Raw genomic sequence first — 16,973 nt, forward strand, 5'->3', positions numbered from 1 at the left:
ATGTGCTCCCTCAGCGTGCGGCGTTCGGCGCGGGTTCGACGTGCTGGACGAAGCCGTTCTCCAGGACGACCGCGGAGTCGATGTCGGCGCCGTCCGGCACCACGGCGCCGGGCAGCACCACGCTGCGCCGCACCCGCGCCCCCTCGCCGATCCGGACACCCGGGAAGAGCACGCTGTCCTCGACGTGCCCCCGGCTGACCATGTCGAAGGGGACCACGGAGCGGCGGACGCCCGGCGAGTCGACCCGACGCCGGTGCAGATAGGGCGAGATGGTCCAGGGCAGCGCCTCGACCGGCAGGCCGGCGTCGGGGCGGGTCATCGCGAGATGGGCGCGGTGGTAGCGCTCCACCGTGCCGATGTCCTCCCAGTGGCCCTCGACGCGGTGCCCCCGGATCCGTTCCCCGGCCGCGAGCATCGCCGGGATCACGTCCCGGCTGATGTCGTGCTGCCAGTCCGTGCCCTCCAGCTCCTCCAGGTACCGCCGGAGCACCTTGGCGTCGAACACGCAGAAGGCGGCGAACACGAGGTCGGACGTGGGGTGCTCGGGCTTCTCCACGAAGGTGGTCAGGGAGCCGTCCCGGTCGAACGCGACCATGCCGAAGAGGTGGACCCAGCGCGGGTCGATCCGCTGGTAGGCGAGGGTGAGCGCCGCCCGCGACGCGATGTGCCGCCGGATCAGCGGGCCGTAGTCGAAGCGGTAGACGTGGTCGGCGTGGAGCACCATGACGTGCTCGGTCCGGGGGCCGAAGATGTACTCCCCCTTGCGGATGAGGGCGTCGGCCGTGCCCTTCTCCAGGGGCCAGGTGCGGTCGGGAAGCCGCGGGGGCAGCTCCTCGCCCGTGGCGCGGTACGCCGCGTCGTACGGCCCGAAGTGGATCCGGAAGTCGCGCGAGGCGCCGTTCCAGGCGGAGTGCAGGTCGTCCATCAGGAGGCGCTCCTCGTACTGCGAGAGCAGGAGCACCTCCCCGAGTCCGGAGTCGCGCGCGTTCGCCAGGCTGAAGTCGACGAGCCGGCAGGCGCCGCCGTACGGCACGAGCGGCTTCAGCCGGCCTTCGCCGAGCCGCCCCATGCGCTCACCCCGGCCGCCGGCGAGCAGGACGGTGCGGACCGGGTCGAACTCAGCCATGACGCACCTCGTCCCAGGCGATCCGGCCGTTCGAAAGCGTCAGGAGCAGCCGGGCGCCCGTGCCCGCGGGCGGGGCGGCGCCGACGAACTCCCCGGCCGCGCCACGGGTCCACTCGGTGACCTCCGCCTCCGCCCGGCCCTCGGGGTCCCGGGGGCCGGGGACGACCAGTTCGACGCGCTCCGCGTGGGCGAGCCGGTACCGCAGGCCCTCGCCGTGGGGCGCGCACCGGTCGCCGAGGCGGGTCACCCGCTCCGGGGGTATCGCGTCCGGCCACCGTCCCGCCACCGCCTCGCACACGGCGAAGTCGGCGCGTTCCCAGGCGGCGTCGAAGAACCGGAGGGCCAGTGCCGGGGTGACGGGGCCCAGCCGCTCGGCGGCGGCCAGGTCGCCGGCCGCCACGGCCGCGTCGAGCACCTCCCGGGGGCGCTCCTCCCAGGTCCGGGACGGCAGGGCGTCGAACCAGCCGTGCCGCAGGGCCGTGTCGGCCGTCGGCCGGGGGGTGATCCCGTGCCAGAGGTCCCGGAAGACCTCCAGGTGGAGATCGGCGCAGTGGTCCCAGGTGAAGGTGCGGGCCACCTGCCGGGCGCGGGCCGACAGGGCCCGGTACTCGTCGGGATCGTCGTGGAAGAGCCGTACGGCCCGGTGGAAGCGGTCGGCGAGCCCGTCGACGAGGAGCGCGTCGTCCTCGGCGAACGACCGGTTGACCGAGAAGCCGGTCCGCGTCGCGCCCTCGTCGGCGTGCCGGAAGTGGGCCGTGCCCCACTGGGCGGTGGCCACCGGCACCGCCCCGCACGCCATGGCCTCGCCCTGGGCGATGAGGAAGGTGTCCATCTCGAACTTGGACGGGAACACGCAGAAATCGGCGGAGGCGGCGTAGGCGAAGACCCGGCTCTCGTCGACCCGTTCCCACTCCAGGTGCACCCGGCCCTTGTGGCGTTCGGCGACCTCGTGGAAGTACGGGTCGTCGATGCCGGTGCCAGTGATGCAGCGCAGGACGAAATTAGCCGCGAGCCCGTCGGTGAGGACCCGGTCGATCGCCCTGACCAGTTCGACCTGGCCCTTGTGGTGGACCGCGTAGCGGGCGTTGTGGAAGAACGTCGGCAGGGACGGGTCCAGACCGAGCCCGGAGAGGACGCCGTCCCGGTCCACCGCGTCCGGGTCCCGGGCGAGCCAGCTGTCCGAGATCGCGCAGCCGCCGACGAACTGCTTGTGCGCGTTGCGCCGGACCGTCCGGGAGATCGGCAGCGCCGCGAACAGCTCCTCGAACGGGGTGTCGCGGAAACCGTTGTAGAAGTCCCGCTGGCCGGGGCAGAGGAAGTCGATCCCGTCGGAGTGGTCGGCGACCAGACCGTAGACGGTGAGGTGGTCGGCCGGGTACTCGTAGTGCAGATGGGTACGCGTCTGGTACTGGCGCTGGGCCTCGCGCTCACCGGCCGGAAGCGACGGTTCCTCGTCCGGCAGCGGTGGCGCGCCGAGGAGTTCGAGGAGCCTGCGGACCTCGGGTCCGTACACCTTCTTGGTAATCGGCATGTTGCTCTGCACGGTGGTGACCACGCTCTTCAGCGGGTCGCCGCTCAGCGCCGGCGGCAGCAGGTAGTGGTAGTAGGGCTCGTGGGCGTGGACGATCGCCCGTTCGTCGCCGAACCAGCCGCGCAGGAAGCGCACGCTGTCGACCTGGAAGACCAGCGGTTTGAAGAAGGTGAGGTCCCGGCCCTTCGCCGAGTACGGCGGGTAGAAGGTGTCGGGCAGCCGGTCCAGGTGGTCGTTCGACAGGAAGTAGAGGTCGACGCCCTCCAGACGGATGCGGTGCGCCGTGGTGCGCAGCGCCACGTGCACCTCGGCGGGGAAGCCCCGCCACACCTCGGGGTCGAGGACGAGGGGGAGGGTGTAGCGGTCCTCGTAGGGGAGGTCCTCGACCGCGTGGCGACGGCGCAGGTCGTCGAGGCGCCCGTGGGCGGGCGTCACGATGGACACCCGGTGGCCCTTGCGGGCGAAGGCGCGGGAGAGGTTCCAGAGGTACACCGAGGTGCCGCCCTGGAGGAAGGTGTGGTCGAAGCCGCAGCATTCGAAGTACGTCTCGATGACGTGCAGCGGTTCGTCGGTCACGTGACTCACGTCAGGTCCTCGTGGTCAGGGTGCGGGCGAGCGGGGAGGGAAGACCGAGCGCCATGGCGTGGCGCAGGTCGATCGCGGCGTGGTAGGGCCGGGCGTGCGCGAAGTTGTAGTCGAGTTCGTGCAGCAGGCGGCGCAGGTAGAGCAACCGTCGCAACGGCTCGTCGGGGGCGCCGGGCCCGGGCCCGGCAGGGCCCTCGCCGGATCCGGCGTGTGCGAGCAGCAGGCCGGCGACGTGCCGGCGCCAGGTGTCCGCCGCCTCGAACACGAGCAGGAGGACGGCCCGCTCGCGCGGCGGCAGGCCGGCGCCGCCGTCGAGCGAGGCGAGCATCGTCTCCGTCGAGTCGACGCCCAGGAGCCGGGCGCTCTCGTACGCGGCCTCGTCGGCGCCGAAGTACTCCAGGGCGCGTCCCAGCGCGACCAGGTCCTGCAGCGGGGACTGCTCGGCCCAGCCTGGGGCGTCCGGGCCCGTGCTCGGGGTGGAGATGTCGATGAGCCGGGGCGGGTCCCACAGCAGGTGCGACAGATGGAGGTCGCCGTGGCAGGGCCCCGCGGGGTGCGTGCCGGCCGCGTCGAAGGCCGTCCGCAGCAGCGCGATCTCCCGGGCCAGGGAGTCGAAGGCGGAGTCCAGCGCGGCCGCGGGGAGACCCGCCTCGCGGCCGGCCCGCTCGGCGAGCGCGTGGCACCGCTCCTCGGCGGCGCGGAGAGCACGCTCGACGGGGTAGTCCGGCGGGGGAGTCCCCCGGCCGAGGCGTACGCGCAGTTCTTCGTGGAACCCGCCGAGGAACGAGCGGGCCGCGCGGAGCGGGGCGGCGAGGGGAGCGAGGTGCTCCCGGACGAGGCCGTCCAGGGCAGCGGGCTCCCCGTGGTGCGGAACGCTCGTCGGATCGCCCGTCAGCCTGGGCCAGAGCGCGCGCAGGTTCGCGCGCAGCGGGGTGTCGATCCCGCTGCCCGGCGTGTACGTGTAGACCACCCCGAGCGCCAGTCGCTCCGCCCCGCCCGGGGGCACGTAGCCGTAGTCGCCGAACCACCGGGGCGTGTGGGCGCTGCCGTCCATCAGGCGCAGCAGTTCGGGCTCCCGCACCTCGGCACCGAGGGAGCGGTAGGTCTTGTGGAGGTGGGGGCGGCCGTCGATGTCGAGGAGCGAGAGCGAGTTCGAGGACCGGCCCTGTGCGAAGGGGAGGGGGGAGACCGTGCGGGCCTCGGTCCCGCCGCGGAAGTCGACGTGACCGCCGCGGGCGGTGCGGATCCGGCCTCCGGCCGTCATCAGCCGCACACAGGCGAGGTCGAAGCCCGCGGAGCCCTGGGCGTCCACCAGGCGGCCCGACCCGTCCGCGCGGGCGGGGACGAGGAGGAGCCTGCCGTGCGCCGGGCCGCCGACGACGGACACGACGAACAGCGTGGTGCCGGAGCCGAGGGGGGCCTCGTCGATCGGCGCGTAGCGGTCGGCCCGGCGGACGTCCTCCGGTGGCCAGTCCGCGCCGCGCAGCAGTTCATGGAGCTGGGTGTCGCTGGTCACGCAGTTCGTCAACTCCCGGTCATCTCGTATCTGGAAAGGCCGCGCCGCCAGAGCGACAGCGCGGCGAGCAGGGAAAGGCCGGTCACGACCGGAAGCCACCGGACCAGTTCGGTGGAGCCGTGCAGCAGGTAGACGGCCGGCGCGTACGACGTGAAGGCGAAGGGCAGCACCCAGGTGAGGAGCATCCGCAGCGACGGGTGGTACAGGTCGAGCGGATAGCCGGCGAACTCGGACACCTGGGTGGCCGTCTGCATCGCCGGCATGCTCGTCACCGTCCAGAACGACAGGGACGCGAAGAAGAGCTTCACGGCGGCGTGGACGAGCGCTCCGCAGAGGATCAGCGGCACCACGAGCGCCCATTGCAGGGCGGTGGGGTCGAGGCCCAGCTCGGCTCCGGACCAGAGCACCAGGACGGTGCCGACGGCCAGTTCGCCGAAGCCGTCCGGGTGGAAGAAGCGTTCCGACAGGAGCGAGAAGAGGGGGTCCACCGGGCGGATCAGGTAGCGGTAGAACTCGCCCCGCTGGATCAGCTTGCGGCTCAGCTCCCACAACTGGTCGGTGAAGAGGTGGTCGAGCCCGCGCGGCAGCAGGGAGCAGCCGAGGAGGAAGAGCACCTGGTGGTAGGACCAGCCGGCGACGGCCGGGACGTGGGTGAAGACCACGCCCACCGCCAAGGTCTGGAGCCCCACCCGGACGAGGAAGGCCCCGGAGCCGAGGAGGAAGTCGAGACGGTACGCGGTGAGCCGGTGCAGGCCCACGCCGCCGAGGAAGAAGGCCAGGCGCAGATGGCCGCCGAGGGGCCGGTTCATCCGCCCAGCACCTCCAGCCGGCTCGCCGCGGCGCGCCACAGCACGGCGCACAGCAGCACGAGCCCCACGGCCCAGCCGAGCTGGTGGCCGAGGACGGCGGACGCCCCGCCGACCCCCTCGTACCGGCCGAGGAGCAGGGTGAGGGGGCCGTCCGCCATGGCGCGGAAGGGCAGGACCATCGCCAGGGCGTGCAGGGGGCCGGGCAGCAGGGCCAGGGGGACCGTCTGCCCCGCGAAGAAGGAGACGATCCCCTGCTTGACCATGCGGACGCCCCAGGTGTTGGTGGTGACGAACCCGGCCATGCCGGTCAGCAGGTTCACGCAGAAGGCGATGACCGTGGAGAGCGCGGTGGACAGGACGAAGAGCGCCGCGTCCACCGGGGTGGGGACGGTCAGCGGGACGAGGACCGCGAAGAGCACGAGCAGCGGGACGCCCACGAGGAGCGCGTTGGCGGCGATCACGGGGAGGCAGGCGGCGAAGCGGACCAGGGGATAGCTCACGGGGCGCACGAGCATCACCGCGATGTCGCCGCGGTAGACCTCGGCCGCGACCTCGTCGTCGACCCGGTTCGCGTGCACCACGGCCAGGACCTGGGCGACCACCAGGTAGGTGGTGACGCTCGCCGGGGTGAAGCCGCCGGGCCCGGGGCCCGTGGAGCCGGCGTAGACCGCCCGCCACAGGAAGACGGTGACGGCGGCGCCCGCCGCGGCGGTGACGCCGGTGATCAGGAAGGTGGAGCGGTACTGCAGCAGGGACTGCAGCCCGCTGGTGGCGAAGGGCACGTAGGTGCCGGCGCGCGGTGCGGCCCTCATCCGGCACCGCCGTCCCGCGCGGCGGGAGCGCCGCCCCGGTAGGTCTGGCGGAGCACGGTCTCCAGGTCGGGCTCGGGGGCGTAGCAGTCGGCGAGCTCGAAGTGGTCCAGGAGGAAGCCGAGCACGTGCCGGGAGGTGAAGGCCTCCGCCGGATAGTCGACCCGGATCCGTCCCTCGGCCGTGAGGCCCGCCGTGGCGCCAGGGAGCCCCGTCTCGATCCGGAGCACGGTGTCCGCCACGCCGAGGCCGCCGCGGTGGTCGAAGACGACCGACCGGCGGTCGGCGCGGCGCAGCAGCTCGTGGAGCGTGCCCTCGTGCACGACCCGGCCGCCGTCCACGACGAGCGCGTCGTCGCAGATGGCCGAGATGTCGGAGAGGTCGTGGCTGGTGAGCAGCACGGTCGTGCCCAGTTCGGCGTTGGCGCGGTTGACGAGGGTGCGGACGGCTTCCTTGAGCACCATGTCCAGGCCGATCGTGGGCTCGTCCCAGAAGACGACCTTCGGGTCGTGCAGCAGGCTCGCCGCGATCTCGGCCCGCATCCGCTGCCCGAGGCTCAACTGGCGTACCGGGGTGGTCCCCAGGGCGTCGATGTCGAGGAGCTCGCGGTAGAGCGCCAGGTTCCGCTCGTACACCGCGTCCGGTATCCCGTAGATCCTGCGCAGGATCTGGAAGGAGTCCGGCACGGAGAGGTCCCACCACAACTGGCTGCGCTGCCCGAAGACCACGCCGATCGCACGGGCGTTGTCCCGGCGCTGCCGGTAGGGCTCGACGCCGTTCACCAGGCACCGGCCGGAGCTGGGGGTCATGATGCCGGTGAGCATCTTGATCGTGGTCGACTTGCCGGCCCCGTTGGCGCCGATGTACGCGGTCTTGGAGCCGGCGCGCAGGTGGAAGGAGATGCCGTCCACGGCGCGCACGGTCCGGTACTCGCGGGTGAGGAGGGTGGAGAGGCTGCCGAGGAGGCCCGGCCGCCGCTCGGCGACGCGGAAGTCCTTGGTGAGCCGTTCGGCGACGATCACGCGGCCACCACCCGTTCGATGGCCTGCCCGAGGATCCGCACGCCCTCGTCGAGGAGCGCCTCGTCCAGCGTGAAGGGCGGCGCAAGCCGGATGACGTGGCCGCCGACCGAGGTGCGGAGCCCCAGGTCGAGGGCGGTGGTGTACACGGCGCGGGCGGTCTCGGGGGCGGGGGCGCGGGTGGCGCGGTCACGGACGAATTCGAGGCCGTGCAGCAGTCCGACGCCCCGGACCTCCCCGAGCACGTCGAACCGGGCGTGCAGGGCGGCGAGTCGCTCGCCCAGCCGGTCTCCCAGCACCCGGACCCGGTCGATGAGCCGGTCGCGCTCCACGACTTCGAGCGTCGCCCGTGCGGCGGCGATGCCCAGGGGGTTTCCGGCGTAGGTGGAGGCGTAGGCGCCGGGCGGGGCGGCGGCGGGGGAGTGCAGCAGGTCGCGCCGTCCCGCGAGGACGGCGAAGGGGAAGCCGTTCGCCATCCCCTTCGACATCGTCACGAGGTCCGGTTCCACGCCGAGGAGTTCGGACGCGAGGAAGGCCCCCGTACGGCCGCCGCCGGTCGCCACCTCGTCGGCGACGAGGAGGACGCCGTTGTCGCGGCAGGAGTCCGAGATCCGCTCCCAGTAGCCGGGGGGCGGCACGATGACTCCCGCGGCGCCGAGCACCGGCTCGAAGACCAGGGCGGAGACGTTCGGCTTCGACGCGATGTGCCGGTCGACGAGGGTGGCGCACCGGACGCCGCAGGTGGGGTACTCCAGTTCCAGCGGGCAGCGGTAGCAGTACGGCGCGTAGCCGAGGACGCTGTTCCCGGCGAAGGCCTGGTGGCCGACGTCCCAGTGGACCAGCATCCGGGCGCCCATGGTCTTGCCGTGGAAACCGTGCCGCAGCGCGCCGATGCGGTTGCGGCCCGGCTCGGCCGTGGACTGGACGACCCGGAGCGCGGCCTCCACCACTTCCGCGCCGGTGGAGAACAGCGCGTACGTGTCGAGGTGTTCGGGCAGCAGGCGCGCCAGCAGCTCGAAGAAGGCGGCCCGTTCGGGGGTGGGGCTGTCGTGCACGTTCCACAGCCGCTCGGCCTGGCGGGTCAGTGCCGCGACGACCTCCGGATGGCCGTGCCCCAGCGACTGGGTGAGCGTGCCGGCGGCGAAATCCAGGTACTGGTTGCCGTCGAGGTCCGTGAGGACGGCCCCGCGTCCTTCGGTGAAGACGCGCCCGGCGAGCGCCGCCTCCTCCGAGGCGCCAGGGGCCAGATGCCGTGCCTCTCTGACCAGCAGTTCTCGCTGGTGACCTGCCACCGATGCCCCCATGGGTCGGACGAACTGAAGTGCGCCGAAAGCCAGTTGATCGTTCCGATGTGCGAGTGAAACACCCTCCGGTGATGACTAGCAAGAGATTTCAGAAACTTTCAGGCATGTCTTGCAGTGCACCGCGCGGCTCTGCTTGAGTCGCCGGTGCGACCGCCGACAAGCGCCTCGAGACCGAGGAGGGACCGTGCACAGACACCGCCAGGCCGCACCCCACCGAAGGCAGCCGATGTGAAAGCCCTGGTCCTGGCCGGCGGAACCGGCAGCCGACTGCGCCCCTTCACCCACTCCGGGACCAAACAGCTCCTGCCGATCGCCAACAAGCCGGTGCTCTTCTACGGCCTGGAGTCCATCGCGGAGGCCGGCATCAGCGAGGTGGGCCTCGTCGTGGGCGACTACGCGGACGACATCCGACGGGCCGTCGGCGACGGCGGCTCCGCCTTCGGACTCGACGTCACGTACATCCCGCAGAGCCGCCCGCTCGGCCTCGCCCACGCGGTCTCCACCGCCCGCGACTTCCTCGCCGACGACGACTTCCTCGTCTACCTGGGCGACAACTACCTCCAGGACGGCGTACGGGACTTCATCGCCCACGCGGCGCTCCAGCCCGCCGCCGCCCGACTGCTCGTCACCTCCGTCCCCGACCCCAGTGCCTTCGGCGTGGCGGAGGTCGGGGCGACCGGCCGCGTGACACGGGTGGAGGAGAAGCCCGCGCACCCCCGCAGCGACCTCGCCCTCATCGGCGTCTATGCCTTCAGCCCCGCCGTCCACGAGGCGGTGGGCGCGATTCGCCCGTCCGCCCGGGGCGAACTGGAGATCACCCACGCGGTCCAGTGGCTGATCGACGACGGGCAGGACGTCCGCGCCGAGACGACCACCTCCGTGTGGCGCGACACCGGCAGCGTCGACGACATGCTGGAGGTGAACCGCCACGTCCTGGACGGCCTGAGCGGGCGACTCGACGGAAAGGTGGACCCCGACAGCGCCGTCGTGGGCCGCGTCAGCCTCGGCGAGGGCGCCGTGGTCCGGGGGTCGCGGATCACCGGCCCCGTCGTCATCGGCCCGGGCAGCGTCATCAGCAACGCCGTCATCGGCCCCTACACCTCGATCGGCGCCAACTGCCGCGTCCACGACAGCTCGATCGAGGCCTCGGTCCTCCTCGACGGGGCGGACGTCGAATGCGCCGGCCGCATCGAACGCTCCTTCATCGGCCGTGACGCCGTCGTGGCGGCCCCCCGGTTCCCGTACGCCCACCGCCTCGTCCTCGGCGACCACAGCAAGGTGCAACTCCACCCATGACCCGACGCATACTCGTCACCGGCGGCGCCGGATTCATCGGCTCGGCCCACGTCCTGCGCCTCCTCGGCCCCGACGGGCCGCCGGAGGTCTCCGTGACCGTCCTCGACGACCTGACCTACGCGGCCGCCCCCGCCCATCTGGACCCGGTGCGCGACCACCCGCTCTTCCGGTTCGTCCACGGCAGCGTCGCCGACGCGGCGCTCGTCGACCGGATCGTGCCCGGACACGAGGAGATCGTGCACTTCGCGGCCGAGTCCCACGTCGACCGGTCGATCGAGGACGGCTCGCCCTTCGTCCGCACCAACGTCCTGGGCACGCAGACCCTCCTGGACGCGGCCGTCCGGCACGGGGTGCGGACCCACGTCCAGATCTCCACCGACGAGGTGTACGGCTCGATCGCCGCGGGCGCGGCCACGGAGGACGCCCCGCTCCGGCCCAGCTCGCCCTACTCCGCCTCCAAGGCCGCCGCGGACCTGATGGCACTCGCCTACCACGCGACCCACGGCCTGGACGTCCGGGTCACCCGCTGCTCCAACAACTTCGGACCGCGCCAGCACCCCGAGAAGCTGATCCCGCGCTTCGTGACCGCCCTCCTGGCCGGCCAGGACGTGCCCCTGTACGGCGACGGCTCCCAGATCCGGGACTGGCTCCACGTGGAGGACCACGTCACCGCCGTCGAACTGGTCAGGACCGGCGGACGCCCCGGCCGGATCTACAACATCGGCGGCGGGACCTCCCTGACCAACCTGGACCTGACCCACCACCTCCTGGAGCTCTGCGGTGCCGGACCCGAACGGATCGTCCGGGTGACGGACCGCAAGGGCCACGACCGGCGGTACGCGGTGGACGACACCCGTATCCGGCGAGAGCTGGGCTACGAGCCCCGCGCCGACTTCGCCACGGCCCTCGCCGACACGGTCCGCTGGTACGCGGACCGGAGCCCGCGGACGTCCGGCGACCACTCCGCCGACGGGGCCGTCCGCCGCTGAGACCCGGCCGGCGCCCCGTCGAGCCGCTTCCGCCTCCCCGGAGCCGGGCCGAGCCGTGCCCGGCCGCCCCTTCCGTACGCATGCCCATCCACGCTCCCGAGGAGCAGCACACCCGTGACCGGACCTCTCCGGCGCTCCGCCATGACCCTGGCGACCGCCCTCCTGACGACGGCCCTCACCGGCACACCGTCGACGGCGTCCACGACACCGGCACCGTCGCCGGCGCCACCGCCCCCGTCGGACCGGGCGCTCGCCGCACAGCCCGCCCGACACGACCTGACCCGCGAACAGTTCTACCTGGCCCTGCCCGACCGGTTCTCCAACGGCGACGCCTCCAACGACCGGGGCGGGCTCACCGGCAGCCGCCTGGAGACCGGCTTCGACCCCGCCGACAAGAAGTTCTTCCAGGGCGGGGACCTCAAGGGCCTCACCCAGCGGCTCGACTACATCAAGGGCCTCGGCACCACCGCCCTGTGGATGGCCCCCGTCTTCACCAACATCCCCGTCCAGATCAGGGGAGACGCGAAGGACGCCACGGCCGGCTACCACGGGTACTGGATCACCGACTTCACCCGGGTCGACCCGCACTTCGGCACCAACGAGGACCTGAGGACACTGGTCGACGCGGCCCACGCCAAGGGCATGAAGGTCTTCTTCGACGTCATCACCAACCACACCGCCGACACCGTCGACTACGCCGAGAAGGAGTACGGCTACCGCCCCAAGGGCGCGTTCCCCTACCTCGACAGCACCGGCCGCCCCTTCGACGACACCGCCGAGACCCCCCGGGTCGACGCCGACTCCTTCCCGTACACCCCCGTCGCCACGGAACGGACCAAGGTCCCGGCCTGGCTCAACGACCCCACGATGTACCACAACCGCGGCGACTCCACCTTCGTCGGCGAGAGCGGCCTCAACGGGGACTTCTTCGGCCACGACGACCTGTGGACCGAACGTCCCGAGGTCGTCGAGGGCATGAAGGAGATCTACGAGAAGTGGGTCGGGGACTTCGCCATCGACGGCTTCCGCGTCGACACCGCCAAGAACGTCGACATGGACTTCTGGACCCAGTGGGCCACCGCGCTCGACGCCTACGCCGCCACGCGGGGCCGGGAGGACTTCTTCATGTTCGCCGAGGCCTTCTCGGCCGACGCGACGATCACCGCCCCCTACGTCACCCGGGGGCGGCTCGACTCGACGCTCGACTTCCCCCTCCAGGCCGCCCTGCGCAACTACGTCTCGCGCGGCGGACCCGCCGGAGACCTCGCGCACGTCCTTGCCCAGGACCACCGCTACACCACCGACAAGGCCAACGCGTACGAGCAGGTCACCTTCCTCGGCAGCCACGACATGGGCCGGATCGGCGCCTTCCTCACCCAGGACAACCCCGGCGCCACCGACGCCGAACTGCTCCGCCGCGACCGGCTCGCCCACGAACTGCTCCTCCTGAGCCGCGGCAACCCGGTCGTCTACGCCGGCGACGAGCAGGGCTTCACCGGCGCCGGCGGTGACGCCGACGCCCGCCAGACCCTCTTCGCCTCGCGGGTCCCCGACTACCTCGACGACGACCTCATCGGCACCGACCGCACCCACGCTACCGACGCCTTCGAGCCGAGCCACCCCCTCTACCGGGCGATCGCCCGGCTCTCCCGCCTGACGAAACGGCACCCCGCGCTGCGCGACGGCGTCCAGATCGAGCGCCACGTCGCCGACGGGCAGGGCGTCTACGCCTTCTCCCGCGTCGACCCCCGGGACCGCACCGAGTACCTCGTCGCCGTCAACAACGCCGAGGAGCCCCGCACCGCCGACGTCCCCACCGGCGCCCCCCACCAGGACCTCCTCCCCCTCTACGGCACCCACCGCCCCCTGCGCAGCGGACCCACCGGCAGCGTGACCGTCACCGTGCCCGCCCTGTCGGCCGTCGTCCTCAGGGCCCGTACCCCGCTCCCCCGCAGCGCGGCCGCACCCGCCCTCGCCCTCTCCGTCCCCCCGGCCGGAGCCCGCGGCACCGTGGAGATCGGCGCGGCCGTCTCCGGAGACCCCCTCAGCCGGGTGGTCTTCGCCGCCCAGGTCGGCGACGGACCCTGGCAGGTCCTCGGCTCCGCCGACCACGCCCCGTACCGGGTCACGCAGCAGCTGCCCGCCACCGTGCCCGCCGGCACGACGGTCCGCTACAAGGCCGTCGCAGTGGACGGTTCCGGCCGCACCGCCGCCGCCCTCGGCGCCACCACGACCGGCGAGAACCCGCCCCCGGTCAGGCCGAAGGCGGAACACCGGCACCTCGTCGTGCACTACCGGCGGTCCGACGGCGACCGCGACGGCCTGCGGCTGCGCGCCGGTTCCGTCACCGCGGAGTTCGCCGGCCGGGACGCGTACGGCGCCTTCGCGTGGGTGACCCCGCCCGAGGGAACGACGAGCCTCTCCTTCACCGTGGAGAAGGACGGCGTCCCCGACGGCCCCGAACGCGTCCTCGACGTCACCGCCGCCGGCGAGGTCTGGACCCACCAGGGCACCACCCTGGTCGACGCCGTCCGCCCCGCCGCCGCCGAGGCCCCCCAGGACCCGACCAAGGCCGTGATCCACTACCACCGGCCCGACGGCGACTACGACGGCTGGGGACTGCACGCCTGGACCGGCGCCGCGCACCCGCCCGAATGGAACGACCCGATCCGGCCCGCGCGCCGCGACGCCTTCGGCCTCGTCTTCGAGGTGCCCCTCGGCGAGAGGGCCGGCTCCCTGAGCTACATCCTCCACAGGAAGGAGGAGAAGGACGTCCCCACCGACGAAGTCCTCGACTTCCGCCTCCACGGCCGCGAGGTCTGGCGCCTCGCCGGAGACCCCGTCCACCTGTCTCCCTCCCTCGGCGGGGCCTTCCCGCTCGACCTGAGCCGCAGCGACGCCGTCTGGCTCGACGACACCACCGTCGTCTGGCGCGGCACCGGCACCGGAGTCGCCAGCCAGCAGCTCGTCTACGCCCCCGGAGGCATCGCGCTCGCCGACGGGGCCCTCTCCGACGAGGGCCGGTGGCTCCGCCTCACCCCCACCACCCTCACCGCCGACCAGCGCGCACGCCATCCCCGGTACGAGGGCTGGTCGGCCTTCGCCCTCGATCCCCGCGACCTCGACCGAGCCGCCGAGGCGCGACGAGGACAGTTGATCGCCACCCAGCGGGCCGCCGACGGCGCCCTCCTGGGCGCGACCGGCGTCCAACAGCCCACCCGTTGAACCGCCCCTCTGGAAGGGACCCAGACGTGCACGAGCCAGCCACCCCCACCCCCGCCGCACCCCGCACGGCGCCGCACCCCGCACGCCCCGGAGCACGCGTCGCCATAGCCACCGCCGTCGCGCTGATGGCGACGGCCGTCGCCGCCCACAGCCCGGCGGCGGCCGACCACCGGACCCCGCCGCCGCCGTCGGACCGGGCCCTCGCCGCCCAGCCCGCCCGGCACGACCTCACCCGCGAGCAGTTCTACTTCCTCCTGCCGGACCGGTTCGCCAACGGCGACGCCTCCAACGACCGGGGCGGGCTCACCGGCAGCCGTCTGGAGACCGGCTTCGACCCCGAGGACAAGGGCTTCTACCAGGGCGGCGATCTCAAGGGCCTGACCGAGCGGCTCGACTACATCAAGGGCCTGGGCACCACCGCCATCTGGATGGCGCCGATCTTCAAGAACAAGCCCGTCCAGGGCACCGGCAAGGACGCCTCCGCCGGCTACCACGGCTACTGGATCACCGACTTCACCCAGGTCGACCCGCACTTCGGCACCAACGACGACCTCAGGAAGCTGATCGCCGCCGCCCACGCCAAGGGCATGAAGGTCTTCTTCGACGTCATCACCAACCACACCGCCGACGTCATCCGGTCGGGCGAGAACCGGTACGCCTACCGCAGCAAGGGCGCCTACCCCTACCTGGACAGCACCGGCCGGCCCTTCGACGACACGAGGACCGCCGCCCCCGTGGACGCCGACGGCCTCCCCTACACCCCCGTCACCGCCCCCGCGGAACAGAACGCCAAGAAGCCCGCCTGGCTCAACGACCCCACGATGTACCACAACCGGGGCGACTCCACCTTCGTCGGCGAGAGCGGCCTCTACGGCGACCACACCGGCCTCGACGACCTGTGGACCGAACGTCCCGAGGTCGTGCGCGGGCTCGCCGAGATCTACGAGCGCTGGGTCGGGGACTTCGCCGTCGACGGCTTCCGCGTCGACACCGTCAAGAACGTCGACATGGAGTTCTGGACCCGGTGGGCCACGGCCCTGGACGCCTACGCCGCCGAGCACGGACGGAAGGACTTCCTCATCTTCGGCGAGGTCCTCTCCTCCGACCCCGCCGTCACCGCTCCCTACGTCACCCGGGGGCGGCTCGACTCCACCCTCGACTTCCCGCTCCAGCAGGCCGTCCGCGACGTCGTGTCCCTCGGCCGCCCGGCCTCCTCCCTCGCCGACGTCTTCGCCCAGGACTACCGCTACACCACCGACAAGGCCAACGCCTACGAGCAGGTCACCTTCCTCGGCAACCACGACATGGGCCGCCTGGGCGGCTTCCTGCGCAAGGACAACCCCGGCGCCGACGACCGGGAACTCCTCGCCCGGGCCCGCCTCGCCGACGAGATCCTCTTCCTCTCCCGGGGCAACCCCGTCGTCTACGCCGGCGACGAACAGGGCTTCACCGGCGCAGGCGGCGACAAGGACGCCCGCCAGACCCTCTTCGCCTCGAAGGTCCCCGACTACCTCGACGACGACCTCATCGGCACCGACCGCACCCACGCGACCGACGCCTACGACACCACCCACCCGCTCTACCGCTCCATCGCCGACCTCTCCCGCCTGACGAAGCGACACCCCGCCCTCCGCGACGGCGTGCAGATCGAGCGGTACGCGGACACCCGCGCCGCGGGAGTCCACGCCACCTCCAGGATCGACCCGAAGCGGCGGACCGAGTACCTGGTCGCGGTCAACAACGCCACCACCCCACGGACCGTCACCTTCCGCACCGGGACCTCGCGCACCTCCTTCACCCCGCTCTACGGACACACCACGGCGGTCCGCAGCGACGGCGACCGTGCGGTCACGCTCACCGTCCCGGCCCTGTCCTCGGTCGTCCTCAAGGCCGGCCGCCCCCTGGACACCCCCCGCACCGCACCCGCCCTGACGCTCAAGGCCCCGGCCGCCGGAGCCACCGGCACCGTCGAGCTCTCCGCCGACGTCCGGGGCGGAGAACTGAGCCGCGTGGTCTTCGCCGCCCAGGTCGGCGACGGACCCTGGCGCGTCCTCGGCTCCGCCGACCACGCCCCGTACAAGGTCACGCAGACGCTGCCCGGCGACACGCCCGCGCGCACCCCCCTGCGCTACAAGGCCGTCGTCGTCGACGACCGCGGACGCCTCGCGAGCAGCCGCGCCGCCTCCACCACCGGTGAGCCCGCCGCGCCCACGCGGCCCAGCGCCTTCGCACGCGACTACGCCGTCGTCCACTACCGGCGCCCCGAGGGGGACTACACCGGCTGGAAGCTCGTGTCCGGCGGCACCACCGCCGAGTTCACCGGCCGCGACGCCTACGGCGCCTTCGCCTGGGTCAAGGTCGACCCCGCCACCGGCAGCGTCCCCTACACCGTCGAGAAGGACGGCGTGACGGACGGGCCCCGGCGCACCGTGGAACTGCGGCGCACCGGAGAGGTCTGGGTCGAGGCCGGCGCCGACGGCCAGTCCGAGACCGTCCCGGCCGGGGTCTACCCGCCGCAGGACGAGAGGAAGGCCGTCATCCACTACTACCGCCCGGACGGCGACTACACCGGCTGGGGACTGCACACCTGGACCGGCGCCGCCGCCCCCACCGACTGGTCCCGGCCGCTCACCCCGGTCCGCAGCGACGCCTTCGGCGCGGTCTTCGAGCGATCACCCTGGAGCGCCCCGGCACGGAGCCGGTCGAGGACCTGGTCCTCTCCATAATCTGCAACACCTCCCCCTGGACCTACCTGGGCAATCGC

The 16,973-nt window shown here is 72.7% G+C and carries 9 protein-coding genes and 2 pseudogenes; 4 read left to right on the forward strand and 7 right to left on the reverse strand.

What is annotated here, in order from left to right; translation table 11 throughout:
* Positions 1-10: 10 nt before the first annotated feature.
* Genes ABZ318_RS05760 through ABZ318_RS05790 form a run of 7 tightly spaced genes read right to left on the reverse strand, consistent with a single transcriptional unit; the run spans position 11 to position 8,687 of the window.
* Positions 11-1,126: a sugar phosphate nucleotidyltransferase gene (locus tag ABZ318_RS05760; protein ID WP_356901240.1), complete on the reverse strand. Its 1,116-nt coding sequence runs from the start codon at positions 1,124-1,126 to the stop codon at positions 11-13.
* Positions 1,119-3,242: a glycosyltransferase gene (locus tag ABZ318_RS05765; protein WP_356901241.1), complete on the reverse strand. Its 2,124-nt coding sequence runs from the start codon at positions 3,240-3,242 to the stop codon at positions 1,119-1,121. The genes ABZ318_RS05760 and ABZ318_RS05765 overlap by 8 nt, the downstream gene beginning before the upstream one ends.
* 1 nt (position 3,243) lies before the next feature.
* Positions 3,244-4,758, reverse strand: a complete 1,515-nt coding sequence (locus ABZ318_RS05770; RefSeq protein ID WP_356901242.1) for a phosphotransferase — start codon at positions 4,756-4,758, stop codon at positions 3,244-3,246.
* An 8-nt stretch (positions 4,759-4,766) separates the two neighbouring features.
* Positions 4,767-5,567, reverse strand: a complete 801-nt coding sequence (locus tag ABZ318_RS05775) for an ABC-2 family transporter protein (protein WP_356901243.1) — start codon at positions 5,565-5,567, stop codon at positions 4,767-4,769.
* Positions 5,564-6,379: an ABC-2 family transporter protein gene (locus tag ABZ318_RS05780; RefSeq protein ID WP_356901244.1), complete on the reverse strand. Its 816-nt coding sequence runs from the start codon at positions 6,377-6,379 to the stop codon at positions 5,564-5,566. Before ABZ318_RS05780 ends, ABZ318_RS05775 begins: the two co-directional genes overlap by 4 nt.
* Positions 6,376-7,398 (reverse strand): ATP-binding cassette domain-containing protein, encoded by a 1,023-nt coding sequence (locus ABZ318_RS05785; RefSeq protein WP_356901245.1) that lies wholly within the window; start codon positions 7,396-7,398, stop codon positions 6,376-6,378. Before ABZ318_RS05785 ends, ABZ318_RS05780 begins: the two co-directional genes overlap by 4 nt.
* On the reverse strand, positions 7,395-8,687 hold the full coding sequence (locus ABZ318_RS05790) for an aminotransferase class III-fold pyridoxal phosphate-dependent enzyme (protein ID WP_356901246.1): 1,293 nt from the start codon (positions 8,685-8,687) through the stop codon (positions 7,395-7,397). The genes ABZ318_RS05785 and ABZ318_RS05790 overlap by 4 nt, the downstream gene beginning before the upstream one ends.
* A gap of 240 nt (positions 8,688-8,927) precedes the next feature.
* Between ABZ318_RS05790 and ABZ318_RS05795 the strand changes: the two genes are divergently transcribed.
* The 4 genes and pseudogenes from ABZ318_RS05795 to ABZ318_RS05810 form a co-directional block, all read left to right on the forward strand.
* A complete protein-coding gene (locus ABZ318_RS05795) occupies positions 8,928-9,995 on the forward strand; it encodes a glucose-1-phosphate thymidylyltransferase (protein WP_356901247.1) in 1,068 nt (355 codons plus the stop codon).
* Positions 9,992-10,984 carry a dTDP-glucose 4,6-dehydratase gene (gene rfbB, locus ABZ318_RS05800; RefSeq protein WP_356901248.1) on the forward strand — a complete coding sequence of 331 codons (993 nt, stop codon included), beginning with the start codon at positions 9,992-9,994 and terminating at the stop codon, positions 10,982-10,984. Before ABZ318_RS05795 ends, rfbB begins: the two co-directional genes overlap by 4 nt.
* A 141-nt stretch (positions 10,985-11,125) precedes the next feature.
* A pseudogene (locus ABZ318_RS05805) lies at positions 11,126-14,194 on the forward strand (alpha-amylase family glycosyl hydrolase); the annotation flags it as partial.
* A 140-nt stretch (positions 14,195-14,334) separates the two neighbouring features.
* Positions 14,335-16,878, forward strand: a pseudogene (locus tag ABZ318_RS05810) (alpha-amylase family glycosyl hydrolase); the annotation flags it as partial.
* Between the last annotated feature and the right edge of the window lie 95 nt (positions 16,879-16,973).

The sequence above is a fragment of the Streptomyces sp. NPDC006197 genome (assembly GCF_040613865.1).
Lineage (GTDB): Bacteria > Actinomycetota > Actinomycetes > Streptomycetales > Streptomycetaceae > Streptomyces.

What these genes read in the sequence shown, in the direction of transcription:
- ABZ318_RS05775 (WP_356901243.1), bottom strand. Translation starts at nt 5,567, where the DNA reads ATGAACCGGCCCCTCGGCGGCCATCTGCGCCTGGCCTTCTTCCTCGGC.
- rfbB (WP_356901248.1), top strand. Translation starts at nt 9,992, where the DNA reads ATGACCCGACGCATACTCGTCACCGGCGGCGCCGGATTCATCGGCTCG.
- ABZ318_RS05780 (WP_356901244.1), bottom strand. Translation starts at nt 6,379, where the DNA reads ATGAGGGCCGCACCGCGCGCCGGCACCTACGTGCCCTTCGCCACCAGC.
- ABZ318_RS05760 (WP_356901240.1), bottom strand. Translation starts at nt 1,126, where the DNA reads ATGGCTGAGTTCGACCCGGTCCGCACCGTCCTGCTCGCCGGCGGCCGG.